This window comes from Tessaracoccus flavescens (assembly GCF_001998865.1).
Taxonomy (GTDB): Bacteria; Actinomycetota; Actinomycetes; order Propionibacteriales; family Propionibacteriaceae; genus Arachnia; species Arachnia flavescens.
The window spans coordinates 352,842-365,496 of the sequence record NZ_CP019607.1; the positions used below are offsets into that span (position 1 = coordinate 352,842).

General features: G+C 67.7%; 14 protein-coding genes. 5 read left to right on the forward strand and 9 right to left on the reverse strand.

Annotated elements, in window-relative coordinates; genetic code table 11:
• Nucleotides 1-48 precede the first annotated feature (48 nt).
• The 9 genes from BW733_RS01715 to BW733_RS01755 form a co-directional block, all read right to left on the reverse strand.
• The gene (locus BW733_RS01715; protein WP_202970250.1) at nucleotides 49-882 is read right to left on the reverse strand and encodes an alpha/beta fold hydrolase; all 834 of its coding nucleotides are present in this window, start codon (nucleotides 880-882) and stop codon (nucleotides 49-51) included.
• A gap of 61 nt (nucleotides 883-943) precedes the next feature.
• Complete coding sequence (locus BW733_RS01720) at nucleotides 944-1,342, reverse strand: metal-sulfur cluster assembly factor (protein ID WP_077347334.1); 399 nt, start codon at nucleotides 1,340-1,342, stop codon at nucleotides 944-946.
• Nucleotides 1,342-1,785, reverse strand: coding sequence for a Fe-S cluster assembly sulfur transfer protein SufU (gene sufU / locus BW733_RS01725; protein ID WP_077347336.1), 444 nt, complete (start codon nucleotides 1,783-1,785; stop codon nucleotides 1,342-1,344). Before sufU ends, BW733_RS01720 begins: the two co-directional genes overlap by 1 nt.
• Nucleotides 1,786-1,795: 10 nt before the next feature.
• A complete protein-coding gene (locus tag BW733_RS01730) occupies nucleotides 1,796-3,034 on the reverse strand; it encodes a cysteine desulfurase (RefSeq protein ID WP_077347338.1) in 1,239 nt (412 codons plus the stop codon).
• A 78-nt stretch (nucleotides 3,035-3,112) separates the two neighbouring features.
• The gene (gene sufC / locus BW733_RS01735; protein WP_077347340.1) at nucleotides 3,113-3,877 is read right to left on the reverse strand and encodes a Fe-S cluster assembly ATPase SufC; all 765 of its coding nucleotides are present in this window, start codon (nucleotides 3,875-3,877) and stop codon (nucleotides 3,113-3,115) included.
• Nucleotides 3,878-3,889: 12 nt separating this feature from the next.
• The gene (locus tag BW733_RS01740) at nucleotides 3,890-4,252 is read right to left on the reverse strand and encodes a non-heme iron oxygenase ferredoxin subunit (protein ID WP_077347342.1); all 363 of its coding nucleotides are present in this window, start codon (nucleotides 4,250-4,252) and stop codon (nucleotides 3,890-3,892) included.
• Entirely contained in the window at nucleotides 4,249-5,436 is a 1,188-nt protein-coding gene (locus BW733_RS01745) for a SufB/SufD family protein (protein WP_418361326.1), read from the reverse strand. Before BW733_RS01745 ends, BW733_RS01740 begins: the two co-directional genes overlap by 4 nt.
• Before the next feature lie 32 nt (nucleotides 5,437-5,468).
• Nucleotides 5,469-6,911 carry a Fe-S cluster assembly protein SufB gene (gene sufB, locus BW733_RS01750; protein WP_077347344.1) on the reverse strand — a complete coding sequence of 481 codons (1,443 nt, stop codon included), beginning with the start codon at nucleotides 6,909-6,911 and terminating at the stop codon, nucleotides 5,469-5,471.
• An 11-nt stretch (nucleotides 6,912-6,922) separates the two neighbouring features.
• Nucleotides 6,923-7,603, reverse strand: coding sequence for a helix-turn-helix transcriptional regulator (locus tag BW733_RS01755; RefSeq protein ID WP_077347346.1), 681 nt, complete (start codon nucleotides 7,601-7,603; stop codon nucleotides 6,923-6,925).
• 150 nt (nucleotides 7,604-7,753) lie between these two features.
• On the opposite strand from BW733_RS01755, the gene BW733_RS01760 reads away from it, so the two are divergent.
• From BW733_RS01760 to BW733_RS01780, 5 genes are read left to right on the forward strand one after another with little or no spacing between them, the layout of a single operon-like run.
• A complete protein-coding gene (locus BW733_RS01760; RefSeq protein WP_418361327.1) occupies nucleotides 7,754-8,455 on the forward strand; it encodes an ABC transporter ATP-binding protein in 702 nt (233 codons plus the stop codon).
• Nucleotides 8,452-9,210: an ABC transporter permease gene (locus BW733_RS01765; protein WP_077347348.1), complete on the forward strand. Its 759-nt coding sequence runs from the start codon at nucleotides 8,452-8,454 to the stop codon at nucleotides 9,208-9,210. Before BW733_RS01760 ends, BW733_RS01765 begins: the two co-directional genes overlap by 4 nt.
• Before the next feature lie 5 nt (nucleotides 9,211-9,215).
• Nucleotides 9,216-10,118, forward strand: a complete 903-nt coding sequence (locus tag BW733_RS01770; RefSeq protein WP_418361338.1) for a COX15/CtaA family protein — start codon at nucleotides 9,216-9,218, stop codon at nucleotides 10,116-10,118.
• On the forward strand, nucleotides 10,069-12,048 hold the full coding sequence (locus BW733_RS01775) for a M3 family metallopeptidase (protein ID WP_077347350.1): 1,980 nt from the start codon (nucleotides 10,069-10,071) through the stop codon (nucleotides 12,046-12,048). Before BW733_RS01770 ends, BW733_RS01775 begins: the two co-directional genes overlap by 50 nt.
• On the forward strand, nucleotides 12,045-12,629 hold the full coding sequence (locus BW733_RS01780; protein WP_077347352.1) for a DinB family protein: 585 nt from the start codon (nucleotides 12,045-12,047) through the stop codon (nucleotides 12,627-12,629). The genes BW733_RS01775 and BW733_RS01780 overlap by 4 nt, the downstream gene beginning before the upstream one ends.
• Nucleotides 12,630-12,655 lie beyond the last annotated feature (26 nt).

Below are 12,655 nucleotides of genomic sequence, written 5' to 3' on the forward strand. Positions count from 1 at the left end.
CAGGGAAGGGCGGGTCGCCCAACGGCCCGCCCACTCCCCTGTGCCAGGTCAGGCCTGGTCGACCCTCTCCATGAAATCGAGGATCGCTGCGTTCCATTGGGCGGCGTGCGAGTCGTTTGCGCCGTGGGGTGCGCCCTCGATCACCACCAGCTCCGCCCCGTCGACGTACTGCGGCATGCGCTCGCCCGATGCGGCCATCGGCACGTTCTGGTCGCCGTCTCCGTGGATGACGAGGGTGGGCACGTCGATCCGGCGGCAGTCATCGCGCAGGTCGGTTGCCCAGATGAGGATGGTCTCGACCGCGGCCCTGGCTCCCGACTGGCGGGCGAGGCGAAGCCCCTCGTCGCGCACGCCCTCGGACACCTGAAGCCCGCCGTCGGGGGTGCTGTAGAAGGTCGTGATGAAGTCGGAGAGGAACCCGTCGCGGTCGTCGGCGCAGGCCTTCGACATCTTCTCGAACTCCTCGTACGGCATGGCTGCGTCCGGGTTGTTTTCGGTGATGCAGAGCGCAGGGGCGATGGATCCGGAGAAGATCAGGCCTGCGACGCGCGGGTTGCGTCGGCCACCGATCCTCGCGGCCTCGCCGCCACCCATCGAGAAGCCGAGGACTACGGCTCCCTGCAGATCGAGCTGCTCGAGGAGGGTCTCGAGATCGTCGGTGAGGGTGTCGTAGTCGTAGCCCCCCTCCGGTTTCGACGAGGTCCCGAACCCGCGCCGGTCGTAGGTGACCACCCGGTATCCGGCGTCCTGGAGGACGGGGATGTTGCTGGCGAACGCGTCGCCGGAGAGGGGCCAGCCGTGAATCAGCACGATCGGTCGGCCATCACCCCCGGTGTCGGAATAGTTCAGCTTGACGTCATCGGCCGTGGTCACAAACGGCATCATCGCCTCCTCGGGTAGGTCCGTTCAGCCTACGTCGGAGAGGCGATGATGTCGGGCGTTCCTAGAGGTTGTAGCCGATGGCGCGCAGCTGCTCGCGGCCGTCCTCGGAGATCATCTCGAGCGTCCACGGCGGCAGCCAGACCCAGTTGATGGTCACGGAGTTGGCGAGACCGTCGAGCACGTACCTGGTGTCGTACTCGATCTTGTCCGTGAGCGGGCAGGTCGGCGAGGTGAGCGTCATGTCGAGCGTGACGTTGGCCTCGTCGTCGATCTGCGCGCCGTAGAGCAGGCCGAGGTCGACGACGTTGACCATCAGCTCGGGGTCGACGACGTCTTTCATGGCCTCGAGGATCTCGTCCTCGGTGGGGACGATCTTCGTCGGCCCCGTCTGGGTGCTGGTGTCGACGTCGGGGAGCTCGTCCTTGACGAGGTCGCTCGGACGCTGATCCGGGTTGTACATCAGTTCTCCTTGGCGGTGGCTTGCAGGGTGGCGTCACGCAGGGCTGACCACCCGAGGAGGGCGCACTTGACGCGCGCCGGGAACTTGGAGACGCCCGCGAACGCGATGGCGTCCTCAAAGCGGTCCTCGTCCGGTTCGATCCTGCCCTGGGACTGCATCATCTCCAGGAACTCGTCGTGCAGTTCGAGCGCGTGCCCTGTGCTGCCTCCGATGAGCAGGTCGGTCATGACGGACGTGGAGGCCTGCGAGATGGAGCAGCCCTCACCCTCGTAGGAGATGTCCGTGATGGTGTCGCCGTCCACGTGCACGCGGAGCGTCAGCTCGTCGCCGCAGGACGGGTTCACGTGGTGCACCTCGGCGTCGTAGCCGTCGCGCAGTCCGCTGTGGTGCTTCTCGCGGTAGTGGTCGAGGATGATCGTCTGGTACAGCTCGTCGATGTTCATGCGGCCCTCCTCAGAAGCGCGGGGCGAAGTAGTCGCGGGTGAACACGAGCGCGTCGGCGAGCGCGTCGATCTCCCCCGTGGTGGTGTACAGGTAGCTGGAGGCGCGGGTCGAGCTCTGGGCGCCGAGGCGCTTGTGCAGTGGCCGTGCGCAGTGGTGGCCGCCGCGGATGGCGACGCCGCGCGAGTCGAGCACCTGCATGACGTCGTGCGGATGGACGCCGGCGAGGTTGAAGGAGATGGCGCTTCCACGGTCGACGGCCTCGGTCGGGCCGAGGATCCGCAGCCCGTCGATGGAAGCCATCTTGTCGAGCGCGTAGGCGGTCAGCTCATGCTCGTGGGCCTCGACCGCTTCCATGCCAAGCCCGTTGAGGTAGTCGACGGCCGCGCCGAGGCCGACGGCCTGCGCGATCGGCGGGGTGCCAGCCTCGAAGCGGTGCGGCGGCGCGGCGTAGGTGGAGCGCTCCATCTCGACGATCTCGATCATCTCGCCGCCTCCCAGGAAGGGAGGCAGCTCGGCGAGGAGGTCGTAGCGGCCCCAGAGGATGCCGATGCCCGTAGGGCCGACCATCTTGTGGCCGGTGAAGGCGACGAGGTCGGCCCCGAGCGCGGTGACATCGCTCGCCTGGTGCGGGACGGCCTGCGAGGCGTCGACGACCATCACGGCACCGACGGCATGCGCCTTGGCCGCGATGTCGGCGATCGGGTTGCGGGTGCCGAGCACGTTGGAGACGCAGGTCAGCGAGACGACCTTCGTCCGCTCGTTGATCAGGGATTCGCGTTCGGCCTTCTCGAGGTCGAGCCGTCCGTCGTCCGTGATGTCGAACCAGCGCAGCGTCGCCCCCGTGCGCTCACAGACGAGCTGCCAGGGCACGATGTTGGAGTGGTGCTCCATGACGGAGATGACGACCTCGTCGCCCGGGCCGAGCCGCGAGGCGAGGGTGTTGGCCGCCAGGTTCAGCGCCTCGGAGGCGTTCTTGGTGAACACGATCTCCTCGGGCCGGGCCGCCTTCACGAAGCCCGCGACCTTGCCGCGCGCCCCCTCGAACGCCTCGGTCGCCTCCGCGCCGAGCAGGTGCATGGCGCGGGCGACGTTGGCGTTGTGCTCGAGGTAGTGCCGCTCCATGGCCTCGACGACCTGGCGCGGCTTCTGCGAGGTGTTGGCCGAATCGAGGTACGCGAGCGGGTACTGCCCCACCCTGCGCTGCAGGATCGGGAAGTCCTCCCGGACCTTCTCCACGTCGTATGCCATGTCACCTTCCGTTACTGGCTCTGGGCCGTAGCCCGACTTCATTATCCCCCGTCACCCGCCGCAGGGACCGGACAAGCCTCAGGCGTTCGCCGCCGCCTTGACGTACTCCTCGTAACCGTTAGCTTCGAGCTTGTCTGCCAGCTCCTTGCCACCCTCGTCGACGATGCGGCCGTCGACGAAGACGTGCACGAAGGTCGGCTCGATGTAGCGAAGGATGCGGGTGTAGTGGGTGATCAGCAGCACGGCGCGGTCGCCCTGCTCCGAGTAGCGGTTGACGCCCTCGGAGACGACGCGGAGGGCGTCGATGTCGAGGCCGGAGTCGGTCTCGTCGAGGATCGCGGCCTTGGGGTTGAGCAGTTCGAGCTGGGCGATCTCGTGGCGCTTCTTCTCACCGCCGGAGAAGCCCTCGTTGACGGAGCGGGCCGCGAACGACTTGTCGAGCTGGAGCTGGTTGAGGGCGGACTCGACGTCCTTGACCCAGGTGCGGACCTTCGGTGCCTCGCCGTCGATGGCGGTCTTGGCGGTGCGCAGGAAGTTGGCGACGGAGACGCCCGGCACCTCGACCGGGTACTGCATGGCCAGGAAGAGGCCCGCGCGGGCGCGCTCGTCGACGGTCATGTCGGTGAGCTCGACGCCGTCGAGGGTGACCGAGCCCGAGGTGATCTCGTACTTGGGGTGGCCCGCGATGGCGTAGGCGAGGGTCGACTTGCCGGAGCCGTTGGGGCCCATGATGGCGTGGATCTCACCGGGGTTGATGGTCAGGTTGACGCCCTTGAGGATGGGCTTGTTGCCGTCTTCGGTGTGGACGTCGACGTGCAGGTCGGAGATGACGAGCGTTGACATGGGTTGTTACTCCTAGTTGTCTTCAAAAATGAGGGGGTTGTCGGGATCGATCAGGATGTCGTCTCCCTCGATCCGGACGGGGAACACGCGCACCGGCTGGGTGGCGGGCAGGTTCATGGCCCGTCCGGTGCGCAGGTCGAAGGTCGACCCGTGCAGGTAGCACTCGATGGCGCAGTCGATGACGTCGCCTTCGCTGAGCGGAACCTTCGCGTGGCTGCACTCGTTCTCGATGGCGTACAGCTCGCCCTGGTGTCGCACGATCGCGACCTCAAGTTCGCCGTCGTCCTGCCTGCCTGAGCCGGTCTCTGGGACCTCGCAGGCGAGGGGGACGTCATCGGTGAGCTCATCGAGCGTTGCGATGGCGACGAAGCTCACGCCTCGTCCCCCGAGTTCGTGGAGCCGTGGACGAGTTCGAGTTCGCGCTCGACCTGCTCGTAGAGCTTCTTCTCGATCTGCGGGACGCCGATGCGACGGATGATGTCGTTGAAGAAGCCGTGCACGATCAGGCGACGCGACTCCTCCTCGGTGATGCCGCGGCTCATCAGGTAGAAGAGCTGGTTGTCATCGAAGCGGCCGGTGCTGGAGGCGTGGCCCGCTCCCGCGATGTCGCCGGTCTCGATCTCGAGGTTGGGCACGGAGTCGGCCTGGCAGCCTTCGGTGAGCACGAGGTTCTTGTTGGACTCGTAGGTCTCGATGCCGAGGGCGACCTTGCGGATCAGGACGTCGCCGATCCACACGGAGTGCGCGCCCTTGCCCTGCAGCGCGCCGCGGTAGTCCACGTTGGACTTGGTGTTGGGCGCGTTGTGGTCGACGAACATCCGGTGCTCGACGTCCTGGCCCGCATCGGCGAAGTAGAGGCCGAACTGCTCGAGCTCGCCTCCGGGGCCTGCGTAGCGGGCACGCTCGGCGATGCGCAGCGCGCGGCCGCCCATGGTGGCGTGGACGGTGCGGACGCGGGCGTCGCGGCCGACCTCGAGCGAGATCTGGCCTGCGTGGACGGTGTCTCCCGCCCAGTCGTTGACGTAGACGAGGTTGATCTCGGCGCCGTCCGCGACGCGGAAGTCGTACTTGCATGCGTACTGGGCGGAGCCCTCGAAGCGCAGCACGAGGGTGGCCTTGCTGTGGGGGCCGAACTCGGCGACGAAGCTCTCGGCCGCGTGGCCTCCCTTGCCGTTGCCGATGAAGACGATGGGCTCGTCGATCACGGCCTCGGCGGGCACCCTCAGGTACTGGGTGGCTGCGCTGCGGGCCGCCGCGATCGCGGAGATGCGGTCGACGGGCGGCTCGATGGCCAGCTCGCGGCCCTGTTCGGTGGAGAGGGTCTTCCACTCGACACCCTCGGGCACGTCTCCGCTCCAGTCGAGGCCCTCGGCGATCTCGCCCTCCTTCAGGAGGGGCTTGAGAACCTTGATCGGCGAGAAGCGCCAGATCTCCTCGCGGCCGCTTGGCATCGGGTGCTTCTCGATGTCGTAGCTCGGCTCCGGGTGCAGGTGCGACTCGATGGTCTCGATCGCACCGGCGACGTTCGGCACGGTTGCAGTAGTCAAATCAGCATTCACTTTCTTGAAAGCTCGGTCGACGGGGGCCGGCGTCAGCCGACCGCGCCTTCCATCTGGAGCTCGATCAGGCGGTTCAGCTCGAGGGCGTACTCCATGGGCAGCTCGCGGGCGATGGGCTCGATGAAGCCGCGCACGATCATCGCCATCGCCTCGTCCTCCTCCATGCCGCGCGACATGAGATAGAACAGCTGGTCCTCGGAGACCTTCGAAACGGTCGCCTCGTGGGCCATCGAGACGTCCTCTTCGCGGACGTCGACGTAGGGGTAGGTGTCCGAACGCGACACGTTGTCGACGAGGAGGGCGTCACACTTCACCGAGGAGGCGGAGTGGTGGGCACCCGGGTCGACCTGGACGAGGCCGCGGTAGGAGGCGCGTCCGCCGGAGCGGGCCACCGACTTGGAGATGATGGAACTGGACGTGTTTGGCGCGCAGTGGACCATCTTGGAGCCGGTGTCCTGGTGCTGGCCCTCGCCCGCGAAGGCGATGGAGAGGGTCTCGCCGCGGGCGTGGTCGCCCATCAGGTAGACGGCCGGGTACTTCATGGTGACCTTGGAGCCGATGTTGCCGTCGACCCACTCCATCACGCCGCCCTCTTCGCAGGTGGTGCGCTTGGTGACCAGGTTGTAGACGTTGTTGGACCAGTTCTGGATGGTCGTGTAGCGGACGCGGGCGTTCTTCTTCACGACGATCTCGACGACGGCCGAGTGCAGCGAGTCCGACTTGTAGATCGGGGCGGTGCAGCCCTCGACGTAGTGCACGTAGGAGCCCTCGTCGGCGATGATGAGCGTGCGCTCGAACTGGCCCATGTTCTCCGTGTTGATGCGGAAGTAGGCCTGCAGCGGGATCGAGACGTGGACGCCCTTGGGGACGTAGATGAACGATCCGCCCGACCACACGGCCGTGTTGAGCGAGGCGAACTTGTTGTCGCCGACCGGGATCACCGTGCCGAAGTACTCCTGGAAGAGCTCGGGGTGCTCCTTCAGCGCGGTGTCGGTGTCGAGGAAGATGACGCCCTGACGCTCGAGCTCCTCGTTGATCTTGTGGTAGACGACCTCCGACTCGTACTGGGCGGCGACGCCTGCGACGAGGCGGGCCTTCTCAGCCTCGGGGATGCCGAGCCGGTCGTAGGTGTTCTTGATGTCTTCTGGCAGGTCTTCCCAGGTCTGTGCCTGGCGCTCGGTGGAGCGGACGAAGTACTTGATGTTGTCGAAGTCGATGTCCGACAGGTCGGCACCCCACTTCGGCATGGGCTTCTTGTCGAAGAGTCGCAGCGCCTTGAGGCGCAGGTCGAGCATCCACTGAGGCTCGTTCTTCATCTTGGAGATGTTGGCGACGACGTCCTCGTTGAGGCCACGCACGGCGGTCTCGCCTGCGCTGTCCTTGTCGTGCCAACCCCACTTGTAGCTGGAGAGGGCCTCGATGTGTTCGTCCTGCGTGGCGCCCAATCCGGGAGCCTGCGGTGCGGTCTGCGTCATAGCCGTATCCGTCACTTTCTTTTCGGGATGTTGGGAGTGGGAAGAGGTGTGGGGACATGCGTGGTGCACACGCCGTCGCCGTGGGCGATGGTGGCGAGCCGCTGAACGTGGCTGCCGAGCAGTCGGGAGAACAGCTGGGTCTCGACCTCGCAGAGGATCGGGAACGCGTCTGCCACGTTGGCGACCGGGCAGTGGTGCTGCAGAAGCTGGTTGCCGGAGTGGACGGGCCTGACCGACGGGGCGTACCCGTCGATCTCGAGGGCCTCGACGAGCGCCTCGATGGCCGGCTGCTCCGGCCTTGCCTCGCGGGCGGCGAGGAAGCGTTCCTCGACGCACGCGAACTGGTCGACGCAGAGCTGGCGGACGGCGTCGGGGCCGACCTCCTGCGACAGGCGGCGCAGCGCCGCGATGGCGAGCGCGTCGTAGGACTGCTTGAACTCGGCGCGGCCGACGTCGGTCAGCACGAACACCTTCGAGGGGCGTCCGCGCCCGCGAGCGCCGTACACGCGCTCCTCGCGCGAGGTGAGCACGCCTTCGTCGAGCAGCCCGGTCAGGTGCCTCCGCACGGCCGCCGGGGTGAGCTGGAGCCGCTCGGCGAGCTGGCGCGCCGTCTGGGGTCCGTCGTGCAGGATCAGGTCGACGACCCGGCGCCTGGTGGGGACATCCGTCTCGGCCTCCATCGGGGCTGTCATGTTCACCTCCCACAGCTGGCGTGGCGATGGCCACAACCGTCAATTAGCTTACGCCAGTCTTGCCAATTCTCGTTCAGCTTTCAAGCAAGGGTTGCCTTACCCCGGCGGCCAGGTTCCGACGCGTTGCCGTAGGTCCACTAGGCTTGCGGGGTGCCTGCCCTGGACGCGCGAGACGTGAGAGTCAGCTTCGGTGATGTGAATGCCCTTGACGGGCTGTCGCTCACGGCAGACGAGGGTAGCGTCACGGCCCTGCTCGGCCCCAACGGCGCGGGGAAGACCACGTTCATCCGGTGCTGCACCGGGCTGGCCCGGCCGGACTCGGGATCGCTGTCGATCCTAGGCCTCTCCCCCGGTTCGCCCGACGTGCTCCCCATGATCGGGCTGATGCCGCAGTCGACCGGCGCCTGGTCAGGCGTGCGGGCCGGCGAACTGCTGCGCTACCTCGCCTCTCTCTATGCCGATCCGCAACCCGTGCACGAACTGATTCATCTGCTCGGGATCGCCCAGTTCGAGAAGACCCCGTACCGGCGCCTCTCTGGTGGCCAGCAACAGGCGGTCAACTTCGCCGGAGCGCTCGTCGGGCGCCCTGCGCTCGTCTTCCTCGACGAGCCGACGGCGGGACTCGATCCTCGGGCCAGGCGGCTGTCCTGGGACATTGTGCGACAGTTGCGCGACGCGGGAGTTGCCGTGCTGCTGACCACCCATGACATGGCCGAGGCCGCGGCGCTCGCCGACCGCGTCCACATCGTCGACCGCGGCAAGGTGATGGTCTCGGGGACCGCTGCGGAGCTGACGGTCGACGGTTCGCTGGAGGATGCCTACCTGCGCCACACCTCAGGAGAGAGTCGATGAGCCTGGATTACACGCCGCGCCCGGCCGCGGCGCCGGCCGCCCGGCGGGTGCTCGCCGAGGCGACGATGGAGGCGAGGCTGATCCTGCGCAACGGCGAGCAGGCGCTGCTCGCCGTCGTGATCCCGGTCGCGGTGCTGATCGGGGCCAGGTTCTTCGGGGACCGGCTCGGACTCGGCCTGCAGGAGAGCGCCCCGTCCGTGCTCGCCCTCGCGATGTGGAGCTCGGGCCTGACCACGCTGGCGATCGCCACCGGCTTCGAACGTCGCTACAACGTGTTGGAGCGGCTCGCCGCCACGCCACTCGGCAAGCCGGGCATCCTGCTCGGGAAGGGGCTCGGCATCGCTCTGATCACGCTCGGCCAGGTGCTCCTGCTCGCCCTGATCGCGCTGGCCCTCGGCTGGCGCCCTGTCCTGGATCCCCTTGCGTTCCTGGTCGGCGTCCTTGTCTCGGTGCTGTCGATGGGCGCCTTCGCCGGCATGGCGCTCAGCATCGCCGGGTCGCTGCGCCCGGAAGCGACGCTCGCCGTCGCGAACCTCGCGTACCTGGTGGGCATGCCGCTCGGCATCCTGCTGCCGACCGACCGCTTCCCGGGGATCACCCGCAACCTCGTCGAACTGCTCCCGACCGGTGCCCTCGGAGAGGCGCTGCGTGGGGCTTCCGCCGGCGAGGCCTTAGGCTGGCCGGTACTGGTGGCCGCCGTCTGGTGTGCTCTTATGGCTGCGTTGGCGTGGAAGGTGTTCAAGTGGACGTCCTGAGGAAGTTGGTCGACGGCGAGCGGGCACTGCGCGTGTGGCTGTGGGCCTCGCTCGTGTGCAACATGGGCATCATCGTCACGGGAGCGGTGGTCAGGCTCACCAGTTCCGGACTGGGCTGTCCGACCTGGCCGAAGTGCTCCGAGGACAGCTACGTTCCCCACGAGGCCTACGGCATCAACGGCGTCATCGAGTTCGGCAACCGGCTGCTGACCTTCGTGCTGATCATCGCGGCGCTTGGCGCCTTCATCGCGGCATGGAGGAACCGTGGCGTCCGCAGCAGGCTGTGGTGGATCACCCTCGGCATCGGGATCGGCATCCCCTTCCAGGGCGTGATCGGCGGCATCACGGTGCTGACCCAGCTCAACCCGTTCGTGGTCGCGCTGCACCTGCTGCTCTCGGTCGCCCTGATCGTGATCTGTGTCTGGTCGATCCAGGTGGCCTCCCGACCCGACCGGATCCCGGTTGCACCGCTGCAGAAGGCGGCGGTGATCGCGACCTTCGTCGCCTCCATGCTCGCGATCTGGGTGGGCACCGTCGTCACGGGTTCGGGCCCGCACGCGGGAGACCTCAAGGCGGTGCGCACCGGCTTCGACATCGAGGCGGTGGCGAGGCTGCACGGCCTGTCCGCCTGGCTGGTCGTCGCGCTGACACTCGTCACGCTGTGGCTGGTGCGCCGCAATGCCGAACTGCGCAAGGTGATGCTGATCGTCCTCGGCACTGTCCTCCTCCAGGGCGCGATCGGCTACATCCAGTACTTCCTCGGTGTTCCGGCGGTCATCGTCGCGCTGCATATGGTTGGGTTGTCTCTGCTGACCGCGGCCGTCTCCTGGCCGCTGGTGATCACCTCGAGGAGTACCCATGCCGACCAACCCGGTGCTGACGCGCCAACTGCCGTTCGCGCTTCCTGACTTCGCAGCCATCTCGCCGGAGGACTACCGCTCCGCGGTCACCGCCTCCATGGCGACCCAGCTCGATGCCCTCGCTGCCCTGCGCGACGACCCGTCCCCCGCGACGCTCGAGAACGTGCTGGGCGCCTGGGAGGACGCCGAGGCCGACCTCAGGCGCGCGCTGAGTGCCTTCTTCGCCGTCCGAGCCTCGGACACCAACGACGAACTGGAGGCGATCGACGAGGAGCTCGCCCCGGTGCTCGCGGGCCACGAGGACTCGATCTTCCTCGACCGGGGGCTCTACTCCCGTCTGCAGTCCCTCGAGGGCAGGATCGCCGACGGCGCCGTCGAGGCGGACGAGCAGGACCGCTATGCCCTCGACGAGCTCCTGCGCGCGTTCCGTCGCGCGGGCGTCGAACTCGACGACTCCCAGCAGGTCCGGCTGCGCGAGCTGAACCGTGAACTGGCCGAGCTGTCGAGCCGGTTCGAGACCATGAACCGAGGGGCCCGCAACGCTGGCGGCTTCGACGTCACAGAGGCGGAGCTTGCAGGGCTCAGCGATGACGAGAGGGCGGCCCTGCGCGAAGGCGACGGATACCGGATCGCGCTGGTCAACACCACCCAGCAGCCGCTCGCGGCCAGGCTCACCGACGCCGACCTGCGCCGTCGCCTCTTCGACGCCTCGACCTCCCGGGCGCTGCAGGGAGAGTTCGACACCCGCGAACTGGTCGTGGCGACCGCACGTGCCCGCGCCGAGCGCGCGGCACTGCTGGGCTACCGCGACCACGCGTCGATCGTCGCGGAGGCGGGCTGCGCCAAGTCGACCGACGCGATCCTCGACATGCTCGTCCCCCTCGCCCAGGCCGGCCTGGCGAAGGCACGCGAGGAGGCAGCCGAGCTCAGCGCCCGCTACGCCGAACTCAACCCCGGGGCCAAGTTCACCGCAGCGGACTGGACGTTCGTCGAGGCGATTGTGCGCCGCGAACGGTTCTCGTTCGACGAGGCCGACCTCGGCGAATACCTGCAGGTCGACAAGGTGCTCGCCGCCGTCTACGCCGCGGCCGAGGAACTGTACGCGATCACCTTCCACCCCCGCGCCGACCTGCTCGGCCACGCTCCGGAGACCCAGACCTTCGAGGTGCACGACGCCGACGGCTCGACCATCGGGCTCTTCGTGATGGACTTCTGGGCCCGGCCCACCAAGAACGGCGGCGCCTGGATGAGCAACCTGGTCGACCAGTCGACCCGCGACGGTGCCCTGCCGGTCGTGACGAACAACTGCAACTACACCCGCACCACGACCTCGATCACCTGGGACGAGGTGATCACCATGTTCCACGAGTTCGGCCACGCGCTGCACGGTCTGCTCGCAGACAGCCGTTACGCCTCCCGCTCGGGGACCAACACGCCGCGCGACTTCGTCGAGTTCCCCAGTCAGGTCAACGAGTTCTGGGCATGGACCCCCGGCCGGGTGCTTCCCGCCGAATGGGTCGATCGCCTCACCGAGGCGAGCCGGTTCGGTCAGGGCTATGCAACGGCCGAGACCGAGATCTCCTCCCTCCTCGATCTCGCCTGGCACATGACCCCGCTCGAGGAGCTGCCGACCTCGGCCGACGAGGTGGAGGAGTTCGAGCGGGCCGCCCTCGAGCGCCACGGGCTCGTCGAGCCTCTCGTCCCGCCTCGCTACCGCTCGCAGTACTTCGCCCACATCTGGGGCGGAGGCTACGCGGCGAGCTACTACGGCTATGCCTGGGCGAAGGTGATGGACGCCGACGCCGTCGCCTGGTTCGGCGAGCAGGGCGACGACCTGCGCGCCTCCGGCGAACACTTCCGGCGCACGCTGCTGGCGCCGGGCGGATCCGTGGATCCGATGGAGACCTACCGTCGCTTCCGCGGGCGCGACCCACAACTGCAGCCCCTGCTTGACCGGCTCGGACTGACGCTGCCGTGAGCCTCGACCTGAAGGCGGAGCTGCTGCGCCATCTCCGTGCCTCGAGGGCGGGGCTGATCTGGAAGACCGACTCGCTGAGCGAGCTGGACCTGCGGCTCCCCCGCACCTCGACCGGAACCAGCCTGCTCGGTCTGGTGAAGCACTGCGCCTACATCCAGCACGGCTACTTCGTGGACTGTCTCGGCCAGAGTTCCGAGTTGGAGCTGGTGGAGGTGGACTTCGACGCCGACCCCAACGGGGACCTGAACGCCACGGCCGACGAGACGGCAGAGGGCATCATCACCCTGTTCTCCCAGGTGAACGAGGTCGTCGACGAGGTGATCGAGCGGCTCCCGCTCGACGCGCCGGGCCATGTGCCGTGGTGGGGAGCGGACACGACGCTCGGCGCGCTGCTGGTGCACGTGCTCGACGACGTGACCCGCCACGCGGGCCAGGCCGACATCCTGCGCGAAGGCATCGACTCCTCCGCCGGACTGCGACCAGGGATGGACAATCTCTGGGAGCCCGTCGGAGGCTGGTCTGAACATGTGCACAGGTTGACCCAGATTGCCCAGAACGCCTCGTCAGGGACGCTGAACTGACCCTCGGCTCCCCTACTGTTGGTGCC

Excerpts from the sequence above, each read along its gene's own strand:
- BW733_RS01730 (WP_077347338.1), bottom strand. The coding sequence starts at position 3,034 with ATGGCATACGACGTGGAGAAGGTCCGGGAGGACTTCCCGATCCTGCAG.
- sufU (WP_077347336.1), bottom strand. The coding sequence starts at position 1,785 with ATGAACATCGACGAGCTGTACCAGACGATCATCCTCGACCACTACCGC.
- BW733_RS01720 (WP_077347334.1), bottom strand. The coding sequence starts at position 1,342 with ATGTACAACCCGGATCAGCGTCCGAGCGACCTCGTCAAGGACGAGCTC.
- BW733_RS01775 (WP_077347350.1), top strand. The coding sequence starts at position 10,069 with ATGCCGACCAACCCGGTGCTGACGCGCCAACTGCCGTTCGCGCTTCCT.
- BW733_RS01715 (WP_202970250.1), bottom strand. The coding sequence starts at position 882 with ATGCCGTTTGTGACCACGGCCGATGACGTCAAGCTGAACTATTCCGAC.
- sufC (WP_077347340.1), bottom strand. The coding sequence starts at position 3,877 with ATGTCAACGCTCGTCATCTCCGACCTGCACGTCGACGTCCACACCGAA.
- sufB (WP_077347344.1), bottom strand. The coding sequence starts at position 6,911 with ATGACGCAGACCGCACCGCAGGCTCCCGGATTGGGCGCCACGCAGGAC.
- BW733_RS01755 (WP_077347346.1), bottom strand. The coding sequence starts at position 7,603 with ATGACAGCCCCGATGGAGGCCGAGACGGATGTCCCCACCAGGCGCCGG.
- BW733_RS01765 (WP_077347348.1), top strand. The coding sequence starts at position 8,452 with ATGAGCCTGGATTACACGCCGCGCCCGGCCGCGGCGCCGGCCGCCCGG.